Here is a 20,804-nt window from a genome sequence, read left to right as displayed (position 1 = left end):
CCCGCGACGTGGGCATTTGATCATGTCGATCAGGTTGATTGACGCTCGTCACCGCCGGAAGCTAGTTTCCGGTCCATCGCCCGGGCCGGTGCCGCCGACCGCGTCACGCCCGGGGCTGCCGACCATGGAGGATCGATGCCGACCCCGAAGAGATGGCACGTCATAGCTTCCGCCGTAACGCTCCTGATCGCCGCCACCCCGGCGGTCACCGCGAGCGCCGGCCCGACCGACACCGACCGCGCCGGGCACGGGCGCGCCGAGTGGGCCGGGACCTGGGCCGCGGCGGTGACCCGCGGGAACACCGTGGGCCTGACCGAGACCGGCCTGAACAACCAGAGCATCCGGATGACCGTGCAGACCTCGGTGGGCGGGCCGCGCCTGCGGGTACGGCTGACCAACCTCTACGGCCAGCAGGCCATCCAGGTCGGCCGCGCCACCATCGCCCGGCCGAACACCGCCACCCCCGACGACCTGTCCGACATCGTCCCGGCCAGCGTCCGCCAGCTGACCTTCTCCGGCGCCGGCTCGGCGACCATCAACAAGGGCGCCGAGCTGCTCAGCGACCCGGTGGCCTTCCCGGTGGCCGAGCAGGAGGACCTGGTGGTCACCCTGTACTTCCCGGTGCTCACCGGGCCGGTCACGTTCCACGGCCAGTCCCGGGTCACCAACTTCATCGGCGCCACCGACCTCACCTCGGCGGCCGACGGCGCCGGCTTCACCATCCGGCCCAACTGCTGCTGGATGTTCCTGTCCGGCATCGACGTGGAGCGCAAGGTGACGCCCGGCTCCGTGGTGGTGCTCGGCGACTCCATCAGCGACGGCAACGGCAGCACCGTCAACGCCGACCGCCGCTGGCCGGACCTGCTCGCCAAGCGGCTGATCGACGCCCGCCCGGAGCCGCGTACGCCGGGCGTGCTCAACCTCAGCCTGGCCGGCAACCGGCTCAACCACGAGGGCACCGAGCCCGGCGCGGGCGACTTCCCCGGCTACTACGAGCTGGGCCCAAACGCGCTGGCCCGGCTCAACGAGGACGTGTTCCCGCAGACCGGGGTGCGTACCGTCATCACCCACCTGGGCATCAACGACATCTGGATGAACGGCGACAGCCCGGAGGCGATCATCGCCTCGCTGCGCCAGCTCAACCGGCAGGTCCAGGCGCGCGGCCTGACCAGCATCGCCGGCACGCTCATGCCGTACGAGGGCAACGGCGGGCCGGGCGTGTGGACGCCGGAGAAGGACGCCACCCGGCAGGCCGTCAACACCTGGCTGCGCGGGCCCGGCCGGGCCGAGTTCGACGGCGTCGTCGACTTCGACGCGGTGATGCGCGACCCGGCGCAGCCCAGCCGGCTGCTGCCGGCGTACGACTCGGGTGACCACATCCACCCGAACGACACCGGAGCCGCGGCGATGGCGAACGCGGTGCCGTTGAAGCTGCTCGGACTGTGACACCGGGCGGGGGCGGCGGTCGACACGACGCCGCCCCCGCCGCCGTTTTCCTGGGGAGGAAAGACAGTGGACGTCAGCGAGATCCTGACCGGGCTCTACAGCGAACAGGGCCGGCAGAACCCCTATCCCTTCTACGCGGCCCTGCACGAGCACGGGCCGATAAACGCCGTTCCGGCCCGCGCCGAGCACAGCACCGTCAGCGCGGTGGCCGGCGGGTACGACATGGTGGACCAGATCCTGCGCGATCCCGGCTGGTACAAGGGCTTCCCGCCCGGCTGGGAGGACCAGGAGATCCTGCGGACGTTCCTGACGTCGATGATGTTCGTCAACCCGCCCGACCACACCCGGATGCGCGCGGTGTTCGCGAAGACGTTCACCCCGCGCCGGCTGGTCGCGCTGGAGCCGGTGATCGAGCGGGTCGTCGCCGAACGCCTGGACCACATGGCCGAGGTGGGCGCCGACGGGCACGAGGTGGACTTCGTGGCCGACTTCGCGTACCCGGTCCCGGCGCTGGTGATGGCCGAGTTCATCGGCCTGCCCCCGGCCGACCTGGCCTGGTACCGGCAGCGGGTCGACTGGATCGACGAGTACATGGACGTGTCCGGCAAGACGCCGGAGCGGCTGGCCCGGGCCAACCAGGCCGCCGAGGAGCTGCGCGTCTACTACCGCGACCTGATCGCCCACCGGCGCCGTACGCCCGGTCACGACCTGATCAGCGGGCTGGTCGAGGTGCTCGACGCGGGCGGCGTCGACCTCACCGAGGACGAGTTGATCAGTAACCTGATCGTGCTGTTCAACGCCAGCTTCGTCACCACCGTCTACATGTTCAGCAACGGCCTGCCGCTGCTGCTGGACCACCCGGACGTGACCGCCGCGCTACCCGGTGACGACGCGCTGGCCCGGGGCTGCGTGGAGGAGGTGCTGCGGATGGAGAGCCCGGTGCACTTCCTGGCCCGCTCCGCGCCCGCCGGCGTCGACCTCGGCGGCGTGCCGGTCGACCGGGACGACAACGTGCTGCTGCTGATCGCCGCCGCCAACCGCGACCCGGCCCGGTTCCCCGACCCGGACCGCTTCGACCCGCGCCGTCCCGGCCCGCCGTCGCTGGCCTTCGGCGTCGGGCTGCACTTCTGCCTCGGCTCGGCGGTGTCCCGGCTGGAGGGCCGGCTGGCGCTGCCGCGCCTGTTCGCGCGCTTCCCGCGGCTGGCCGTCACCCAGCCGTACACGTACAGCGGGAGCCTGTTCCTGCGCGGCATCGACAAGCTCTTCGTCACCACAGGGGAGGCCGGATGACACTCGATCCGCAGGTGGTCGCGTGGCGGACCGCGCGGGCCGCCGCCGGGACCGTGCCGCTCTACACCCAGACCCTGGCCGAGGCCCGCGCCGCCGACCTCGCCGCGATCCGTGCCGGCTCCGGCGCGGTCGAGCCGGTCGCCGAGGTACGCGACACGACGGTGCCCGGCCCGGCCGGGCCGCTGCCGGTGCGGATCCACCGGCCGGACGGCGACGGCCCGCTGCCGACGCTCGTCTACTTCTTCGGTGGCGGCTGGACCCTCGGCAGCGTCGACACCGCCGACGGAATCTGCCGGCGGCTGGTCAACCTGACCGGCGCGCAGACCGTGACGGTCGGCTACCGGCTCGCCCCGGAGCATCCGTTCCCGGCGGCGGTGGAGGACTGCCATGCCGCGGTGCGGCACCTCGCCGCGCACGCCGCCGAGTTCCGCGTCGACCCGGACCGGCTGGCGGTCGGCGGGGACAGCGCGGGCGGGAACCTGGCCGCCGCGGTGACGCTGCTGGCCCGCGCCGACGGCGGTCCCCGGCTCGCCGCCCAGCTGCTGGTCTATCCGAACACCGACCAGCGGCCCGGGCACCGCCCCGGCGACGACGAGGACCCGATGCTGTTCAACAGGCACTCGGTGGGCTGGTACCGGAGCCACTACCTGGCCGACCCGGGCGACGCGGCGCACCCGCTGGCGTCTCCGCTGCTCGCCGAGGACCTGGGTGGCCTGCCCCCGGCGCTCGTGATCACCGCCGGGTACGACCCGCTGTGCGCCGAGGGCCGGCGGTACGCCGAGCGGCTGGGCGAGGCCGGCGTGCCCACCGAGACGGCCCACTACCCGGGGATGGTGCACGGGTTCTTCGCCATGCCCGGCGTGTTCGACGCGGGCCGGCAGGCCCAGGAGCGGGCCGCCGCCTTCCTGCGCCGCACGTTCGGGCTCGACCGCACGCCCGGCGCGGGCGAGTCCGCTGCGGGCGTGGACCCGGCCGGGAACACGGTGGGCGCGGGCGGCCATGGCTGATCCGGCACGCGACACGCAGCCGCCCGGCGACGCGGCGGACGGCTTCGTGCCGCCGGTCAGCCTGGCCGACTTCGCCGCGCTGGCCCGGGCGGTGCTGCCGCCCGACGTGTGGGACTTCGTCGACGGCGGCAGCGGCGCCGAGACCGCCCTGGCCGCGAACCGGGCCGCGCTCGATCGGGTGGCGGTGCTGCCCCGGATGCTGGCCGGCGTGGACGACCCGTCCACCGAGGCGGCGCTGCCCGGCGGCCGGGCCGCGTTGCCGGTGGCTGTCGCGCCGATGGCGTACCAGCGGTTGCTGCACCCCGACGGCGAGCCCGCGCTCGCGGCGGCGGCCCGCGCGGCGGGCGTGCCCTACGTGGCCAGCACGCTGGCCAGCACGCCGATCGAGGAGATCGCGGCGACCGGCGCGACGGTGTGGTTCCAGCTGTACTGGCTGCGCGACCGGGCGCTGGTGGCCGACCTGCTCGACCGGGCGTCGGCGGCCGGCTGCGCGGCGGTGATGGTGACTGTGGACGTGCCGGTGCTCGGGCGGCGCCTGCGCGACGTCCGCAACGGGTTCGCGCTGCCGCCGCACGTCACCGCCGCGAACCTGCCCGGCGGCCGGGACGACCTGGCGCACCAGGGCACCCCCGGCGTGTCGGCGGTGGCGGTGCACACCGGCGCGGTCTTCGCCCCGGCGCTGAGCTGGGCGGACCTGGAGTGGTTGCGGGAGCGTACCCGGGTGCCGTTGCTGGTCAAGGGCATCCTGGACGCGCGCGACGCGGTCCGCGCGGCGGACGCCGGCGTGGACGCCGTGGTGGTCTCCAACCACGGCGGCCGGCAGCTCGACGCCGCCCCGGCCAGCGCGGCCGTGCTGCCCGAGGTGGTCGAGGCGGTCGACCGGCGGTGCGCGGTGCTGCTGGACAGCGGCGTCCGCGGCGGCGTCGACGTGCTGCGCGCGCTGGCGCTCGGCGCGGACGGCGTGCTGCTGGGCCGGCCGCTGCTCTGGGCCCTGGCCGCCGGTGGCCGGGCCGGCGCCGAGGCGGCGCTCGCGCTGCTCGCGGCGGAACTGCGCGACGCGCTCATCCTCAGCGGCTGCCCGGACCCGGCCTCGGCCCGGCGGCTGCGCACCCGGATCGGAGGCTGACGTGGAACCGGTCGACCTGGCCGTCACGGCGCTGCACGGCAGTGTCGGCGACCCGGCGCTGAACTCGATGAACTTCCTCAACGAGGTGGCGCAGCACTACCCGGACGCGGTGTCGCTGGCGGCCGGGCGGCCGTACGAGGAGTTCTTCGACTCCGCGGTGCTGCACACGCACCTGGACCGCTTCCGCCGCCACCTCGCCGAGGACGTCGGGCTGGACCGGGCCGGCGTGGACCGGACGCTGCTGCAGTACGGCCGGACCAAGGGCGTCGTGCACCACCTGATCGCCCGGCACCTCGCCGTGGACGAGGGGCTCACCGTCGACCCGGAGTCGATAGTGGTGACAGTCGGCTGCCAGGAGGCGATGTTCCTGGTGCTGCGCGCGCTGCGGACCGGCCCGGCGGACGTGCTGTTCGCTGTCGCGCCCACGTACGTCGGGCTCACCGGCGCGGCCCGCCTGGTCGACCTGCCGGTGCGCCCGGTGGCCGGCGGGCCCGACGGCGTCGACCTGGCCGACCTGCGCGCCGGGGTGCGCCGCGCCCGCGCGGAAGGGCTGACGCCCCGGGCCTGCTACGTGATGCCCGACTTCGCCAACCCGTCCGGCGTCAGCATGGGCACCGGGCAGCGGCGGCGGCTGCTGGAACTGGCCGCCGAGGAGGACCTGCTGCTGATCGAGGACAACCCGTACGGCCTGTTCCCGGCCGACGGCACCGCGCGGCGGCCCACGCTCAAGGCGCTGGACACCGCGCGCCGGGTGGTCTACCTCGGCTCGTTCGCCAAGACCGTGCTGCCCGGTGCCCGGGTCGGCTACGTGGTCGCCGACCAGCGGGTGGGGGAGGCCGACGGCACCGTGGCCCCGCTCGCCGACCACCTCGCCAAGATCAAGAGCATGGTCACGGTGAACACGTCACCGATCAGCCAGGCGGTGATCGGCGGCGCGCTGCTGGCGCACGACTGCTCGCTGGTGGCCGCGAACGTGCGGGAACGGGCCGCGTACGCCCGAAACCTGCGCCACCTGGTCGACGGCCTGGCCCGGCGCTTCCCGGCCGGCAGTCCGGTCACCTGGACCGTCCCGGCGGGCGGCTTCTTCGTGGTGGTGAGCGTCCCGTTCCCGGTCGACGACGCGCTGCTGCACCGCTCGGCTCGCGAGTACGGCGTGCTCTGGACGCCGATGGCCCACTTCTACGATGCGGGCACGCCGGTGAATGCGTTGCGGCTGTCGGTGAGCGCTGTCACACCGGAGTCGATCGATCTCGGGCTGGACCGGCTCGCCACGCTGGTCACGGACACCATGTCCGGCGGCGTGACGCCGGAGTGTCAGGGTTCCGGCACACTACGTGTTTCCTGACGCCGTTCGTCTGTTGATAATGGACCAATGGTTGCCTGGGAGTACGCGTTGCTCGTTCGTCGGTATCAGGGTCAGGGACGCAATTTCCACGTCTCGTTCGTGTGGTACGGCCCGGACGGGTCACGCACCGACGTGACCGCGTACGGCGACACCGCCATCGCGCACCTGAACCGGGTCGGCCGGGAGGGCTGGGAACTGGTCTCCGCCGCCGAGGACGTGAACAACGTGCAGGGCAGCACCGAGGTCCACCGCTACCACCTGAAGCGCCCGCTGCGCTGACCCCGTAACCGCCGGCACCCCGGGAGACTCCTTCTCCCGGGGTGCCGCTTCGTCTTGTCGGGCGCTCAGCCCAGGTCGACCGAGGGGTAGAGCGGGAACGGCGTGAGCAGGTCGGCGGCCTGCTTGCCGACGGACTCGGCGACCGCCGGGTCCAGCACGTACTTCGCCTTCGACGGCGCGCCGTCCGGGCCGGTGCCGGGCGTGGTCTGGCTGAGCACGGTGTGGATCAGCTCGGCGGTGGCGTCCATCTCGGCGGCGCCGAGGCCCCGGGTGGTCAGCGCCGGGGTGCCGATGCGGATGCCGGAGGTGTACCAGGCGCCGTTCGGGTCCTGCGGCACCGAGTTGCGGTTGGTCACGATGCCCGAGTCCAGCAGCGCCTGCTCGGCCTGCCGGCCGGTCAGGCCGTACCCGGACACGTCGATGAGCACCAGGTGGTTGTCGGTGCCGCCGGTGACCAGCGTCGCGCCCCGGCGCAGCAGCCCGTCGGCGAGCGCCTGCGCGTTGTCCACGATCCGCTGGGCGTAGTCGGCGAAGTCGGGGCGGCGTGCCTCGGCCAGCGCGACCGCCTTGGCGGCCATCACGTGCGGCAGCGGCCCGCCGAGCACCATCGGGCAGCCCCGGTCGACCTGGTCGGCCAGTTCCGGGCCGCAGAGCACCATGCCGCCGCGCGGGCCGCGCAGCGACTTGTGCGTGGTGGTGGTGACGATGTGCGCGTGCGGCACCGGGTCGAAGTCGCCGGTGAAGACCTTGCCGGCGACCAGCCCGGCGAAGTGGGCCATGTCGACCATGAAGGTGGCGCCGACCGAGTCGGCGATCTCCCGCATGATCCGGAAGTTCACCTTACGCGGGTACGCGGAGTAACCGGCGACCAGGATCAGCGGCTTGAACTCGCGGGCCGCCTCGGCCACCCGGTCGTAGTCGATCAGGCCGGTGGCCGGGTCGGTGCCGTAGCTGCGCTGGTCGAACATCTTGCCGGAGATGTTCGGCCGGAAGCCGTGGGTGAGGTGCCCGCCGGCATCCAGCGACATGCCCAGCATCCGCTGGTTGCCCAGCTCGCGGCGCAGCGCGAACCAGTCGGCCTCGGTGAGGTCGTTTACCTGCCGGGCCTGCGCCTTGCGCAGCGCGGGGGACTCGACCCGGTCGGCCAGGATCGCCCAGAACGCGACCAGGTTGGCGTCGATGCCCGAGTGCGGCTGCACGTAGGCGTGGGACGCGCCGAACAGCTCGCGGGCGTGCTCGGCGGCGAGCGCCTCGACCGTGTCGACGTTCTGGCAGCCGGCGTAGAAGCGGCGCCCGACGGTGCCCTCGGCGTACTTGTCGCTGAACCAGTTGCCCATGGCCAGCAGCGTCGCCGGGGAGGCGTAGTTCTCGCTGGCGATGAGCTTGAGCGACTCGCGCTGGTCGGCCAGTTCCGCGGCGATGGCGTCGGCGACGCGCGGCTCGACGCCGCGGACGACCTCCAGCGCGCTGCGGAAGGCGGTGGACTCGGCGTTGCGCGACATGCGACCTCCAGGTGACGTGCGGAAGGCCCAGGCGCTCGGCATGCGTCCTCATGACGAGGCCGCTCCCCGATGGTGCTCCATCTCCACGCGCCAGTCACGGCCCGTGCCGATCCTACCGGCCCGGCCCGGACCTGCGGGGTTGGGCCGCCGGTCCCGGCGACTGAACCCCGCGACGCGAGCGGGACCGCCCCTCTGCCTCGGGGCGGTCCCGCTCGCGTCGCGGCCGGTGTCAGGCGACCACGGCATCGAGGGACTTCTTCAGCGCCTTCGGGGCGGTCGGCGTCTTCGGGGCCTTCGGGCGCAGGTCGAGCATCCGCTGGCCGATCTCCTGGAGCTGGTTACGGCCGAGCGCCTCCCGGACCTTCGGGAACCACTCCTGCTCCTCCTCCTCGACGTGGTGCAGCACGTTCTCGATCAGCACCGTCGTCTTGGCGTTGAACCGCTCGTCGTCGGCGTCCATGGTGAACAGCTCGAAGCAGAGCACGTCCGCGACGTGGTGCTCCTCGTACGACTCCAGGATGTCGTCCTCGACGTCGGGCACCAGCTTGCGGACCTCCGGGTACATCACTTCGTTCTCCAGGTAGGTGTGCACCGTCAGCGCCTCGAGGATCTGCTCGACGATCTTCCCGCGCTTGCTCGCCGGTCCCTCCTCGGCCTCCTGGAAGGCCTTGAACAGGCGGCGGATCTCCTTGTGGTCCTCCTTGAGCAGGACGATCGCGTCGGTGGACACCGGTTACCTCCTATAGTCGGCTGACGCTGCCCCCCTACCCGGGGCCCGACCAGGACAAACAGACCGGGCCCGGCGCGCTCGCCGGGCCCGGTCCACGCGGGTACGGGTTACTTCACCGCGTTGTACGCGTCCACGACACCGGCGCCGTAGAACCCATTGCGCTTCCCGCCGGAGCAGGTCGCGTCGTACGCGTTCGGGCCGGCCGGGATCAGCGGCACCGGGTTGTACACGCCCGCCGGGCAGGACTTCGCCACCGCCGTGCGCTCCAGGAACGAGGAGAGCTGGCCCGGCGTCATGCCCGGGTGCGCGGACAGCGCCAGCGCCGCGACGCCCGCGGCGTGCGGGCCGGACATCGAGGTGCCCTGCTTGTAGCCCCACCCGTTGGTACGGGTGGCGGTGTTGAAGGTGGTGGACAGGATGCCGTCGGTGGACGTCGAACGCGCGCCCTGGGTCCGGAACCGGGTGTCGCCACCGGGCGCGGTCACGTCGATCACGCCCTGGCCGTACGAGGAGTAGTAGCTCTTGTCACCGGTCGGGCCGACGGCGGCGACGGTCACCACGCCCGGCGCCTCGGCCGGGAGGACCAGGCAGGCGTTGGTGAGGTTCGCGCGCTCCTCCGGCGTGCCGTTGTTCGGGCTGCCGGTGTCGGTGATCTTGTGGGCCAGGTCGAAGTTCGCGTTGCCGGCCGACGCCACGTGCAGCACGCCCTGCGACTGCGAGTAGCGCAGCGCCCGCTGCACGGCCTGCCACACCGGACGCTGGCGGGCGTCGTTGCGGCAGTTCAGCTGCCACGGGTCGATGTAGTAGCTGTTGTTGGTGAGCTGGAAGCCGTGCTCGGCGGCCCACATGAACCCGCAGACCGCGGCCTCCGGGAAGATGTAGCCGTCGTCGTTGACCACCTTCACGGCGGCGACCTTGACGCCCGGGGCGACGCCGGTGACGCCGACGCCGTTGACCGCGGCGGCGATGGTACCCGCCACGTGGGTGCCGTGGTCGCTGGTGGTCGGGTTCCACGCCGGCTCGGCGGTGTCGGTGACGCCGCCGATGCAGGACGTGCTCTTGTCCTTGGCGATCTGGGTCGCCAGGTCCGGGTGGCTGCTGGAGATGCCGCTGTCCAGCACGCCCACCACGACCGACGGGCTGCCGCCGGTCACCGCGTGCGCCTGCGGGACGCGGATCATGTCCATGTCCCACTGCTGGCCGTACAGCGGCTCGGCGGTCGGGTCGCCCGCGGCGCGGACCACGTCGGCGGCCGGGACCTCGACCGTCTCGCCCTCGTCGAGGGCGGTGCCCAGACCGGCGGTGGAGGCGACCGACTCGACGCCGGCACCGGCCACGCGGGTGGCGAAGTCCGGGGCGGAGGAGCGCGCGACGAGCACGCCGATCTTGTCGTACGCGGCCACGACAGTGCCGTCGGCGGCGGCCACCCGCGCGGCGGCCTTGGCGGTGCCGTTGCCCTGCGGGGCGAGGACGAGGTACGACGTCTCCGGTCCGGCGGCCGCCACCGGCGCCGGGACGCCGATCAGGGCGAGACCGGCGCCGAGCGTCACGGCGGACGCGGCGGCGAGTGTCTTGCGACGGAGATTGTTCACACAGACTCCCAGGGGGTTGGTGCGGCCGGGCCGCTCCCTGGACGGGGGTACGGCCCGGTGGAGACGCGCAGGCTGCACGCCTCGCCGCAACAGCGCCCACCGACGGCGGGGTGTTACACGCCTCACCCCGCCGAGCTGTGGATCGTCAGACCGTGGCGATCGTGTACGGGATCTCGTCGAGCAGTTCCCGGGCGAGGAAGCCGATCCGCCCGTACCGGGGGACCAGCCGCTGCCCGCTCACCGCGTGCGCGAACGCCGCCCAGCAGGCGGCCTGCGCCGGGTCGGCGCCCCGGGAGAGCAGACCCGCGAGCAGCCCGGAGCGCACGTCGCCGCTGCCCGAGGTGCCCAGCCCGGCGTCACCGCTCTCCTCCCGCCAGGCCCGGCCGTCCGGCGTCGCGATGTGCCCGTACAGCGAGACGACCGCGTCGTACCGGCCGGCCAGTTCCACCGCCTCGGCGTCCAGGTCGTCGCCCGGATCGCGGCCCAGCAGGTGCTTCGCCTCGGTCAGGTTGGGGGTGAGCACCACCTTGCGGCCGGAGCCGACCAGCAGGTCCGGGGCGTGGCTGAGCGCGCCCAGCGCGTACGCGTCGAGCACCAGCGCGGTCTCCCGGCCGGCCGCGTCCAGGACCAGGCGCAGCAGCTCCCCGGTGGTCTCGATGTCGGTCAGGCCGGGTCCGACCGCCACCACGTCGGCCTCGGCGACCAGGCCGTGGAGCAGGTCGCCCGGGTCGCCGCGGACCGCGCCGTCACCGGTCTCCGGCAGGCCGACCACGAGCGCCTCCGGCACCTGGATGCTCAGCGACGCCGCCGTCGACTCGGCCGCGGCGAGCTGGAGCACGCCGGCCCCGGCGCGCAGCGCGGCCACCCCGGCGAGCAGCACCGCGCCGGGGGTGAACCGGGAGCCGCCGACCACCAGCACGGTGCCGCGCGCCTCCTTGCCGCCGGTGGGCACCGGCAGCGCCCAGTCCCGCAGCAGCGCGGGGGTGATCACGTCAGACCGGCTCGGCATTGACCTCGTCCTCCCTGGTGGGCGTCGCCCCCTGCCGGTGCAGGTGGGCGACGTCGTTGAACACGTCCGGCACGAGCCGGCCGGTGTCGTCGGCGTGCCAGCCGGTGACCGAGCAGTTGGCGATTACGTGCTCGCGGGTCAGCGCCATCAGCTCGGCCTCGGTGAGCCCCTCCACCAGGTAGCGCAGCAGGAAGACCAGCGCGTCGTGGCCGAACAGCAGTACCCGGCCCCCCTCGTGGTCGCGGCGCAGGTCGCCGAGCAGCGCCCGCAGCCGCAGCGCCACGTCGGTCCAGGACTCGCCGCCGGGCGGGCGGTAGTAGAACTTGCCGAGCCGGGTGCGCCGCCGCGCCTCCTCCGGGTAGCGCCGGTTCACGCCGTGGCCGGTGAGCCCGTCGAGGACGCCCAGCTCCCGGTCGCGCAGCCGCTCGTCGACGCTGGCCGGGATCCCGGTGCCGTGCAGCGCCAGCTCGGCCGTGCGCACCGCCCGCAGGTACGGCGACACCACCGCGACGTCCGGCCGTTGCGAGTCCGGCAGCCCGGCCAGCCACCGGCCGGTCGCCCGCGCCTGCTCCTCGCCGGTGGGCGACAGCGGCACGTCCGCGTCCCGGTGGCTGAGGTCGATCAGCTCGGCGCCGGACGTCTCGGCCGCCGTGGCCGCGACGTTCGCCGTGCTCTCGCCGTGCCGGACGATCCAGAGCGATGCCAACTCCGCCATGCGGCTCCCGGTACCCGGGCCCGACCGGGGATAACCGTGCCGGACCGGCCCGGCGCGGGACTGCGCGGCCGTGCATCGACCCGGCACAATGTCCCACGACGCGGGACGGACGGCCCGGGTACGAGGGAGGCGCACATGGCGACTGTGGTGCGGGGGCTGCGGGAGGCGCTGGTGCTCTTCCTGATCGCGGTCCTGGTGATCGCGGCGGCGGTCGGCATCTGGGTGGCCGTCGGCGGCGGCGACTTCACGCACCGGCTCGGCGTCGCGTTCATGATCGTCGGCGCCGTGATCGGGATGACCGGTGACCTCACGTTGAGCCGCATCGGCATGCTGCCGGCCCGGTCGGCGTTCGGCCTCGCGCCGGAGCGGGAGGACGGCGGCGGCGGGCGGGTGCTCACCGGCGTCGGCATCTTCCTGTTCGTCTCGGTGCCGCTGATCGTCGTCGGGGCGCTGCTGATCACCTGAGCGGTTCTCACGCTGTCGGTGCCGCCGGTTATGGTCCCCGCACACTGCGGGCGATCAAGGAGACGGTGTGCGCAGATTCGAGTTCGTGGGCGGCGGTTCGGCCAAGTTCTGGGAGGTCGGGCAGCGCGACGCGACGGTGACGGTCCGCTATGGATCCCTCGGCGCGCAGGGCCGCACCCAGGTCAAGGAGCTGGGTTCGCCGGCCGAGGCCGCCGCGCACGCCGACCGGCTGATCGCGGAGAAACTACGCAAGGGGTACGCCGAGGCGACCGCCGCACCCTCCGCCGGGCACACCGGCGCGCCGGCCGTCGGGCCGGCCGGGCCGAGCCACGAACCGGAAGCGACCGTCGCCGATCCGGCCGGCGCTGGTTCGGCCGGCAGCGACCGGGCCGGGACGCCGTCGGCCGCGTCGCCCGCCGGCGACCTGCCGGACGAGGACGCGTTCGAGGTCCCGGCCGGCTGGCGACGGATGCTGGCCCCGCGCCGGGGCGGCGCACCGGGCCCGACCCTGCCCAGCGCCGCGAAGGGGCGGGCCGCCGGGCGGAAGGTGCTGGACTCGGTGGCCGACCAGGTCGCCGCCATCGCCCTTGCCACCACCGACCCGGAGCTGGGTCCGGCGCTGCGCGGCTACCTCGACGGCGAGCCCGGTCCGCTGGGCGGTGCCGCGCTGGTGGCGGCGGTGGCCATGGCGCTCGGCTATCACGGGCGCGACCAGCAAGGGCTGGCCCTCGGCGACCTGCTGGCCGCCGATCTCGGTCCGGCCGGTGCGGCCGTCGCCGCGACCGAGCAGATCACCGTGGCTGCCGCCGGGTCGATGTCCCCGCTGCCGCTGAACCGCATCAGGGCGGAGAAGTCGCAGAACTACGGCCACTGGCGGCTGCGCCAGTCCGTGCTGCGCCGGGTCCGCGCCCATCTCGCGGCGGCCGGCGACGACGACTACGCCGCGGCCCGCGCCGCGCTGGTCCCGTACCGGTCCGGGCCGTTGGCGACGCGGGTGGTCACCTCGTTCCTGCTGCCCACCGAGCGGGAGTGGGTGGCCCGGGACGCCGCCGACGTGGCGCGCGACGGGGGCCCGCTGCTCGCCGAGCTGCTGCTCGGCGCGGTCGACGAGGTGGACGCGATCCACGCCCTCAGCGGGCACCTGGCGGTCTACCGGCTGATGTACGACCAGGCGCCGATCGTCACCGCCACCGCGGCGGTCGGGTCGCCGATCGCGCCGCTGCTGACCGAATGGTTCGACCACGAGCACGCCGGCGCGGACGCGCGGCAGCGGCTGGCGTCGCTGCTGGCGGCCCTGCCCGGCGACGAGCCGATGGCGGCGCTGCTCGACCGGCTGGACCGTAGGTACGTGCCGCCCGCGGTGACGCAGATGCTGCGCCGCTTCCCGGTGCGCGGCGTGCGCCTGCTGTCCGCCGCCGCCGAGGGGCGCAGCCCGGCTGCGCGGGAGGCAGCCACGTTGCTGCGCGCCCACGTGCTGGCCAACCCGGCCGCTGTCGAGGCGGCGCTGCCGACGCTGGCCCCGGCACAGCGGGAGCGGATCGAGCGGATCCACGACGACGCCTCCACGCTGCCGGCCGCCGGGCCGGACCGGCTGCCACCGGTGCTGGTGTCCCCGCCCTGGTCGGTCCGCCGCCCACGTTCCGCCCCGCCGGTGGTGGACGGGCTGGCCCGTCCCGCCGGGTCCGCCACGGCCTGGCTGCCGGGCGAGCGGGAGCGGTGGGCCGCGGTGGTGCCCCGCTGGTCCGGCTGGTGGCGGGGTGACGACCTGACCGTGCTGGCCGCCGAGGTCGCCGCCGGGCGAGCCGGATCGTCAGCGGCGATCCACTTCTTCGTCCGGGCCACCGAGGAACTGGCCCGGCCGCTGCTGCCGGCCTGGCGGCCCACCGAGTCCTGGGGCGCCGACGAGTGGATGTCCCGCCTCGCCGGGCGCTACGAGCTGGACGCGCTGCCCACCGCGCTGCACCTGGCCCGTACCGCGCCGAAGAGTGTCGGCGAGGTGCTGCTGCCGTACGCCGACGGCGAGGTCGCCGACCTGATGGCCGACTGGCTCGACCGGCTCAAGACGGCCCGCCCGGTCGCCCGGGCCTGGCTGCGGCGGCACCCGGAGTACGCCGTGCGGGCGCTGCTGCCGGCTGCCCTGGGCGCGCCCGGCCCGCGCCGCCGGGCCGCCGAGCGGGCGCTGCGCCTGGTCGCCGCCGAACACCGCGACACGCTCCTCGGCGTGGCCCGCGAGCACGGCGAGGAGGCGCTCGCCGCCGCCACGGCGATGCTCGACGCGGACCCGCTGGCGCAGCTCCCGGCCCGGATGCCGAGCCTGCCGGCGTGGCTGGACCCGGCGGTGCTGCCGCAGGTGCTGCTGCGGGACCGTTCGGCGGCGCTGCCCGCCGAGGCGGTACGCCACCTCTGCACGATGCTCGCCATCTCCGCGCCCGGCGAGCCGTACCCGGGGGTGGAGATCGTCCGCGCGGCGTGCGACAGCGACTCCCTGGCGGAGTTCGGCTGGGCGCTGTTCGAGAGCTGGCAGGCCGCCGGCGCGCCGTCGAGGGACGGCTGGGCGTTCACCGCGCTGGGGCTGCTCGGCGACGACTCGACCGCGCGGCGGCTCGCGCCGTTGGTCCGGGCCTGGCCGGGCGAGAGCCAGCACGCCCGGGCGGTGACCGGCCTGGAGGTGCTGGCGCAGATCGGCACCGACGTGGCGCTGATGCACCTGTACGGCATCTCGCAGAAGGTGAAGTTCCGCGGCCTGCGGGAGCAGGCGGCCCGCAAGGTCACCGAGGTCGCCGACGGGCTGGGGCTGACGCCCGAGCAGCTCGGCGACCGGCTGGTGCCCGACCTCGGGCTGGACGCCGACGGCAGTCTGGTCCTCGACTACGGGCCGCGCCGGTTCACCGTGGGCTTCGACGAGCAGCTCAAGCCGTACGTGGTGGACGGCGCCGGCGCCCGCCGCAAGGACCTGCCCAAGCCCGGCGCCCGGGACGACGCCACGCTCGCGCCCGCCGCGCACAAGCGTTTCGCCGGCCTGAAGAAGGACGTGCGCACCCTCGCCGCCGATCAGATCCGCCGCTTCGAGTCGGCAATGGTGACCGGGCGGCGCTGGCCGGCCACGGACTTCCGCCGCTACTTCCTGTCCCACCCGCTGCTCTGGCACGTCGTGCGCCGGCTGGTCTGGGCCACTGTGGACGACGCCGGTCAGGTGGTCGCCGCGTTCCGGGTCGCCGAGGACCGCACGCTCGCCGACGCCGACGACGAGACGTACGCGCTGCCGGATGACGCCACCGTCACCATCGCGCACCCGCTGCGCCTCGGCACGGCGGTGCCGGCCTGGGCGGAGGTCTTCGCCGACTACGAGATCCTCCAGCCGTTCCCGCAGCTCGGCCGCGACGTGCACCGGCTGGACGAGGCCGAGCGCGCGGAGAAGCTGCTGCGGCGGCACGCGGGCGTCACGGTCCCGGCGGGGCGGCTGCTCAGCCTGGAGCGGCGAGGCTGGCGGCGCGGCGACCCGCAGGACGCCGGCATCCAGAGCTGGCTGGAACGCGAGGTCCCCGGCGGCGGGGCGGTGGTGATCGACCTCGACCCCGGCATCGCGGTCGGGATCGTCGACATGTTCCCCGACCAGAAGATCGAGGCGATCTGGGTCAACGACGTGCCGTACGGCGGCTGGTTCCAGCGCGACGGCAAGGTCCGCCTCGGCGACCTGGACGACGTCACCGTCTCCGAGGTGCTGCGCGACCTGGCGGAGGTGACCCGGTGACCGCGCTCGACCCGACCGCCGAGCGAGCGCAGCGGCCTCCGGCCGTCGAGCGGGCCCAGCGGCCTCCGGCCGAGGTGCGGTACGCCGACGAGCTGACCGCGCTGGCCGCGAACGACAGTGACCCGCGCCCGCCGGGCTGGCGGCTGAGCCTGCGCGCCGCGCGCCGGTTCATCCTCGGTGACCCGGCGGCCGGGATCCGGCGCAAGTTCGTCGGCGACCCGTCGCTGATCGACAGGGCGCTGGTGGCGCTGGCGACCAGCCGCGGGCTGATGCTCGTCGGCGAGCCCGGCACCGCCAAGTCGCTGCTGTCGGAGCTGCTCGCGGCCGCGGTCAGCGGCGACTCCACGCTCACCATCCAGGGCGGCGCGGCCACCACCGAGGACCAGATCCGCTACTCGTGGAACTACGCGCTGCTGGTCGCCGACGGCCCGTCGCCGCGCGCGCTGGTGCCGGCGCCGCTGCTGCGCGGCATGGCCGAGGGGCGGGTGGTCCGCTTCGAGGAGATCACCCGCTGCCCGCTGGAGGTGCAGGACTGCCTGCTCTCCCCGCTGTCGGACCGCGTGCTCGCCATTCCGGAGCTGCCCGGCGCCGACGCCATGGTGTTCGCCCGCGAGGGCTTCAACGTGATCGCCACCGCGAACACCCGGGACCGGGGCGTCAACGAGATGAGCGCCGCGCTGAAGCGGCGGTTCAACTTCGAGACCGTCTTCCCGATCCCCGACCTCGGCACCGAGCTGGAACTGGTGGAGGCCGAGGCGGGCGAGTTGCTGCGCCGCTCCGGCGTGACCGCGCCGTCCCGCCGGGACCTGCTGGAGGTGCTGGTCACCACGTTCCGGGAGCTGCGGACCGGGATCACCGAACGCGGCGACGCGATGGAGCGGCTGTCGGCGGTGATGAGCACCGCCGAGGCGGTGTCGGTGGCGCACGCGGTCGGGCTGCGCGGCTGGTTCCTGCGCGGCGAGCCCGGCGACGCCGCCGACCTGGTCGCCTGCCTGGCCGGCACCGCCGCGAAGGACGACGCGGAGGACCTGGCCCGGCTGCGCCGCTACCTGGAACAGCAGGTGTCCCGCCGCTCCGGCGCGCAGTGGCGGGCGGTGCACGACGCCCGGCACCTGCTGCCCGGGTGAGCACCGTCGAGGCGCCCGGCGGCGTCACCTTCCTCGGCGTGCGCCACCACAGCCCGGCCTGCGCCCGGCTGGTCGCGGCCACGGTGGCGCGGCTGCGCCCGGCGTACGTGCTGGTGGAGGGGCCGGCGGACCTGAACGGGCGGATGGACGAGTTGCTGGGAGACCACGAGCTGCCGATCGCCGTGTTCACCGCGCACCGCGACGGCAACCGGCGGCACGCCTCCTGGAGCCCGTTCTGCGCGTACTCGCCGGAGTGGGTGGCGCTGACCGCCGGACGTGAGGTGGGCGCGCAGCTGCGCTTCATCGACCTGCCCGCGTGGCATCCCGCGCTGTCCGGCCGCGCCAACCGGTACGCCGACGCCGACCAGCGGTACGCCGAGGCGGTGCGCCGGCTCTGCGCCACCCTCGCCGTGGACAACGTGGACGCGCTCTGGGACCACCTGTTCGAGATCGGCCCGGACGACGGGCTGGCCGAGCGCCTCGACACGTACTTCGACGTGCTGCGCGGCGAGTCGGCGGCCGGGGCGGACGACACGGCCCGGGAGGCGTACATGGCCCGCTGGGTACGCGCCGCCCGCCGCCGGGCCGCCGGCCGCCCGGTGCTGGTGGTGACCGGTGGCTTCCACCGTCCCGCCCTGGTCCGGCTCACCGCCGGGGCGGGGGACGACGGACCGGAGGACGAGGACTGGCCGGAGGTGCCCGCCCCGGCTCCGGACGCGGTGGCGGGCAGCTACCTCGTGCCGTACTCGTTCCGGCGCCTCGACGCGTTCGTCGGCTACCAGTCCGGGATGCCGTCCCCGGCGTACTACCAGCGGGTCTGGGAGGACGGGCCGCGCCGGGCCGCGGAGGCGCTCACCGAGGCGGTGGCGGCCCGGCTGCGTGCCCGGCGGCAGCCCGTCTCCACCGCCGACCTGATCGCCGCCCGGACCATGGCCGGCGGCCTGGCCCGGCTGCGCGGCCACGCCCACCCGGGCCGGGTCGACGTGCTCGACGCTCTGGTGTCCGCGCTGGTCACCGACGCGCTCGACCAGCCGCTGCCGTGGGCGACCCGGGGCACCCTCGCGCCCGGCGCGCACCCGGTGGTGGTGGAGATGGTCGCAGCGCTCAGCGGCGACCAGGTCGGCCGCCTGCACCCGGACACGCCACTTCCGCCGCTCGTGCACGACGTCGACGCCGAGCTGGCACGGCACCGGATCGATCCGCAGGAGACGGTCGAGCTGGACCTGACAGTCTCCGGCGACCTGGCCCGCAGCCGCCTGCTGCACCGGCTGCGGCTGCTCGACGTACCCGGTCACAGCCGCGAGAGCGGCCCCCGGGTGGGCGCGGACGCGCTGCTCACCGAACGCTGGACGCCCGCGCCGTCGGCGGACCGGCTCGCCCGCATGATCGAGGCCGGTGGGTACGGGCCGACCGTCACCGACGCGGTCACCGCCCGGATCGAGGAGCGGGTGACGCTGCTCGGCGCCGACGTCGACGCGCTCGCCACGACGCTGTTCGACACCGCGCTGGCCGGGCTGCCCGAGCACTCCACCCGCACGCTCACCGCGATCACCCGCGCCACCGGCACGGTCACCGACCTGCGGGCGCTGGGCCGGGCGCTCGCCGTCGCGCTGGCGCTGTGGCGGCACGACCGGCTCCTCGGCAGCGCCGGAACCGCACCGCTGGGCGCGCTGATCACCGCCGCCGTACGCCGGGCGCTCTGGCTCGTCGAGGGCGTGCGGGCCACGGCCGCGCCGGCCGACCCGGGACGGCTGGCCGCGCTCGTCGCGGTCCGGGACGCGATCCGCCACGCCGGTCCCGCGCTCGGGCTCGACCGCGACGGCGCGCTCGCGGTGGCCGGGCGGGTCGCCGCCGACGCGGCGGCCCCGCCGGACCTGCGCGGCGCGGCGCTGGGCCTGGCCTGGTCGCTGGGCGACGTGCCGGACGCCGCCCGCGCGGTCCGGGCCGTGGCCGCCCCGGACACGCTCGGTGACTGGCTGTCCGGGTTGTTCGCGCTGGCCCGCGAGGAGGTGGTGGCCGGCGACGCCGCGCTGCTCACGGTCGTCGACGAGCTGCTGGCCGGGATGGGCGCGCACGACTTCCTGGTGGCGTTGCCCGCGCTGCGGCAGGCGTTCGGCTGGTTCCCGCCGCGGGAGCGGGCGGAGGTGGCCCGGCACGTGCAGGCGCTGCACGGCGGCGACGCGCCGCCCGGTGACCTGCTGCGGCTGGACGCCGACCCGCTGCTGGTGGCCGCCGCCCGCGCGGTGGAGGAGCGGGTCGACGCGGTGCTGACCCGGGAAGGGCTGTGGGAGGGGGAGCGGGCGTGACGGACCCGATGCGGGAACGCTGGCGGCTGGTGCTCGGCGACGCCGCGCAGGACAGCCTGGGCGGTCTGTCGGCGGAGGCGGCCGGCCGGGACGCGGCGCTGGACTGGCTCTACGGCCGCGACGCCGACCTCGGCCGCCGCGACGTGCGGCGCGGTGGGTCCGGCCCGTCCGCGCTGACCACTGTGGACTGGCTGGACGGGATCACCCGGCTGTTCCCGAAGGAGACGGTGCAGCGGCTGGAACGCGACGCGGTCGAGCGGTACGGCATCCACGAGGTCGTCACCGACCCGGCGGTGCTGGCCCGGGTCGAGCCGAACCCGGCGCTGCTGCGCGCGGTGCTGCGCACCAAGCACCTGATGGACCCGGAGGTGCTGCGCCTGGCCCGCAAGCTGGTCGAGGCGGTGGTGCGGCAACTGGTCGAGCGGCTGGCCGCCGAGGTGCGGCAGTCGTTCTCCGGGCCTCGGGCGCGACGACCCAGCCGGTTCCGGCAGGCCCGCAACTTCGACGTCCGGCGCACCATCCGGGCGAACCTGGCGCACTGGCGGCCGGACGAGCGCCGGCTGCACGTACGGCAGCCGCACTTCTTCTCCCGTACCCGCCGCCACCTGGACCGCTGGCAGGTGATCCTGCTGGTGGACCAGTCCGGTTCGATGCTCGGCTCGGTGATCCACGCCGCGGTGACCGCCGCCTGCCTGTGGGGGCTGCCGGGCGTACGCACCCACCTGGTCGCCTTCGACACCGACGTGGTGGACCTGACCTCCGACGTCGACGACCCGGTCGAGCTGCTGATGAAGGTGCAGCTCGGCGGCGGCACCGACATCGCCCGCGCGGTCGCGTACGGCGCGCAGCTCGTGGAGAACCCGCGCCGGGCCATCGTCGCGCTGGTGTCCGACTTCTACGAGGGCGGGAACGCCGGACGTCTGGTCCGGTCGGTGCAGCAGCTGGTGGAGCAGGGCACGCACGTGCTGGCGCTCGCCGCGCTGGACGAGGAGGCCGACCCGGCGTACGACCGGGCCACCGCCCAGCGGCTGGCCGACGTGGGCGCCGCGGTGGGCGCGATGACGCCGGGCGAGCTGGCCGCGTTCGTGGCCGAGCACGTGGGCCGGTAGGGGGA

The 20,804-nt window shown here is 74.8% G+C and carries 16 protein-coding genes and 1 riboswitch; of the genes, 11 read left to right on the top strand and 5 right to left on the bottom strand.

Features of this window, described 5'->3' with window-relative positions:
• The first annotated feature begins 135 nt into the window (after positions 1 to 135).
• The 6 genes from DQE82_RS13240 (at position 136) to DQE82_RS13215 (ending at position 6,493) form a co-directional block, all read left to right on the top strand.
• The gene (locus DQE82_RS13240; protein WP_043323654.1) at positions 136 to 1,446 is read left to right on the top strand and encodes an SGNH/GDSL hydrolase family protein; all 1,311 of its coding nucleotides are present in this window, start codon (positions 136 to 138) and stop codon (positions 1,444 to 1,446) included.
• A gap of 66 nt (positions 1,447 to 1,512) precedes the next feature.
• A complete protein-coding gene (locus tag DQE82_RS13235) occupies positions 1,513 to 2,736 on the top strand; it encodes a cytochrome P450 (RefSeq protein WP_113972831.1) in 1,224 nt (407 codons plus the stop codon).
• Positions 2,733 to 3,743: an alpha/beta hydrolase gene (locus DQE82_RS13230; RefSeq protein WP_231915428.1), complete on the top strand. Its 1,011-nt coding sequence runs from the start codon at positions 2,733 to 2,735 to the stop codon at positions 3,741 to 3,743. Before DQE82_RS13235 ends, DQE82_RS13230 begins: the two co-directional genes overlap by 4 nt.
• Complete coding sequence (locus tag DQE82_RS13225) at positions 3,736 to 4,869, top strand: alpha-hydroxy acid oxidase (RefSeq protein ID WP_113972830.1); 1,134 nt, start codon at positions 3,736 to 3,738, stop codon at positions 4,867 to 4,869. Before DQE82_RS13230 ends, DQE82_RS13225 begins: the two co-directional genes overlap by 8 nt.
• A 1-nt stretch (position 4,870) precedes the next feature.
• Positions 4,871 to 6,214, top strand: coding sequence for a PLP-dependent aminotransferase family protein (locus tag DQE82_RS13220; RefSeq protein WP_113972829.1), 1,344 nt, complete (start codon positions 4,871 to 4,873; stop codon positions 6,212 to 6,214).
• A 27-nt stretch (positions 6,215 to 6,241) separates the two neighbouring features.
• Complete coding sequence (locus DQE82_RS13215) at positions 6,242 to 6,493, top strand: hypothetical protein (RefSeq protein WP_013286617.1); 252 nt, start codon at positions 6,242 to 6,244, stop codon at positions 6,491 to 6,493.
• A 65-nt stretch (positions 6,494 to 6,558) separates the two neighbouring features.
• Here DQE82_RS13215 and DQE82_RS13210 read toward each other — a convergent pair whose 3' ends face one another.
• The 5 genes from DQE82_RS13210 to DQE82_RS13190 form a co-directional block, all read right to left on the bottom strand.
• Entirely contained in the window at positions 6,559 to 7,995 is a 1,437-nt protein-coding gene (locus DQE82_RS13210) for a glycine hydroxymethyltransferase (protein ID WP_030499908.1), read from the bottom strand.
• Between the two features lie 18 nt (positions 7,996 to 8,013).
• Positions 8,014 to 8,103: riboswitch (ZMP/ZTP riboswitch) on the bottom strand.
• Between the two features lie 121 nt (positions 8,104 to 8,224).
• A complete protein-coding gene (locus DQE82_RS13205) occupies positions 8,225 to 8,725 on the bottom strand; it encodes a hemerythrin domain-containing protein (RefSeq protein ID WP_030499909.1) in 501 nt (166 codons plus the stop codon).
• Positions 8,726 to 8,832: 107 nt separating this feature from the next.
• A complete protein-coding gene (locus DQE82_RS13200) occupies positions 8,833 to 10,317 on the bottom strand; it encodes a S8 family serine peptidase (RefSeq protein ID WP_069088562.1) in 1,485 nt (494 codons plus the stop codon).
• 145 nt (positions 10,318 to 10,462) lie between these two features.
• On the bottom strand, positions 10,463 to 11,326 hold the full coding sequence (locus tag DQE82_RS13195) for an NAD(P)H-hydrate dehydratase (protein ID WP_113972828.1): 864 nt from the start codon (positions 11,324 to 11,326) through the stop codon (positions 10,463 to 10,465).
• The gene (locus DQE82_RS13190) at positions 11,310 to 12,041 is read right to left on the bottom strand and encodes a histidine phosphatase family protein (RefSeq protein WP_043323666.1); all 732 of its coding nucleotides are present in this window, start codon (positions 12,039 to 12,041) and stop codon (positions 11,310 to 11,312) included. Before DQE82_RS13190 ends, DQE82_RS13195 begins: the two co-directional genes overlap by 17 nt.
• Positions 12,042 to 12,176: 135 nt before the next feature.
• On the opposite strand from DQE82_RS13190, the gene DQE82_RS13185 reads away from it, so the two are divergent.
• The 5 genes from DQE82_RS13185 to DQE82_RS13165 all read left to right on the top strand — a co-directional run bounded on the left by DQE82_RS13185 (position 12,177) and on the right by DQE82_RS13165 (position 20,799).
• Entirely contained in the window at positions 12,177 to 12,506 is a 330-nt protein-coding gene (locus tag DQE82_RS13185; protein WP_043323668.1) for a hypothetical protein, read from the top strand.
• Positions 12,507 to 12,573: 67 nt separating this feature from the next.
• Positions 12,574 to 16,257 (top strand): DUF4132 domain-containing protein, encoded by a 3,684-nt coding sequence (locus DQE82_RS13180; protein WP_113972827.1) that lies wholly within the window; start codon positions 12,574 to 12,576, stop codon positions 16,255 to 16,257.
• Positions 16,254 to 17,384, top strand: coding sequence for an AAA family ATPase (locus tag DQE82_RS13175; protein WP_113972826.1), 1,131 nt, complete (start codon positions 16,254 to 16,256; stop codon positions 17,382 to 17,384). The genes DQE82_RS13180 and DQE82_RS13175 overlap by 4 nt, the downstream gene beginning before the upstream one ends.
• Positions 17,381 to 19,690: a DUF5682 family protein gene (locus DQE82_RS13170; RefSeq protein WP_113972825.1), complete on the top strand. Its 2,310-nt coding sequence runs from the start codon at positions 17,381 to 17,383 to the stop codon at positions 19,688 to 19,690. Before DQE82_RS13175 ends, DQE82_RS13170 begins: the two co-directional genes overlap by 4 nt.
• Complete coding sequence (locus DQE82_RS13165) at positions 19,687 to 20,799, top strand: VWA domain-containing protein (RefSeq protein WP_113972824.1); 1,113 nt, start codon at positions 19,687 to 19,689, stop codon at positions 20,797 to 20,799. Before DQE82_RS13170 ends, DQE82_RS13165 begins: the two co-directional genes overlap by 4 nt.
• Positions 20,800 to 20,804 lie beyond the last annotated feature (5 nt).

The sequence above is a fragment of the Micromonospora sp. LHW51205 genome, from assembly GCF_003315815.1.
GTDB classification, from domain to species: domain Bacteria; phylum Actinomycetota; class Actinomycetes; order Mycobacteriales; family Micromonosporaceae; genus Micromonospora; species Micromonospora chalcea.
Note: the sequence above shows the minus strand (reverse complement) of the source record. Positions and strands in the feature narration are given on the sequence as shown.

Excerpts from the sequence above, each read along its gene's own strand:
- DQE82_RS13190 (WP_043323666.1), bottom strand. The coding sequence starts at position 12,041 with ATGGCGGAGTTGGCATCGCTCTGGATCGTCCGGCACGGCGAGAGCACG.
- DQE82_RS13210 (WP_030499908.1), bottom strand. The coding sequence starts at position 7,995 with ATGTCGCGCAACGCCGAGTCCACCGCCTTCCGCAGCGCGCTGGAGGTC.
- DQE82_RS13225 (WP_113972830.1), top strand. The coding sequence starts at position 3,736 with ATGGCTGATCCGGCACGCGACACGCAGCCGCCCGGCGACGCGGCGGAC.
- DQE82_RS13195 (WP_113972828.1), bottom strand. The coding sequence starts at position 11,326 with ATGCCGAGCCGGTCTGACGTGATCACCCCCGCGCTGCTGCGGGACTGG.
- DQE82_RS13240 (WP_043323654.1), top strand. The coding sequence starts at position 136 with ATGCCGACCCCGAAGAGATGGCACGTCATAGCTTCCGCCGTAACGCTC.
- DQE82_RS13185 (WP_043323668.1), top strand. The coding sequence starts at position 12,177 with ATGGCGACTGTGGTGCGGGGGCTGCGGGAGGCGCTGGTGCTCTTCCTG.
- DQE82_RS13230 (WP_231915428.1), top strand. The coding sequence starts at position 2,733 with ATGACACTCGATCCGCAGGTGGTCGCGTGGCGGACCGCGCGGGCCGCC.
- DQE82_RS13215 (WP_013286617.1), top strand. The coding sequence starts at position 6,242 with ATGGTTGCCTGGGAGTACGCGTTGCTCGTTCGTCGGTATCAGGGTCAG.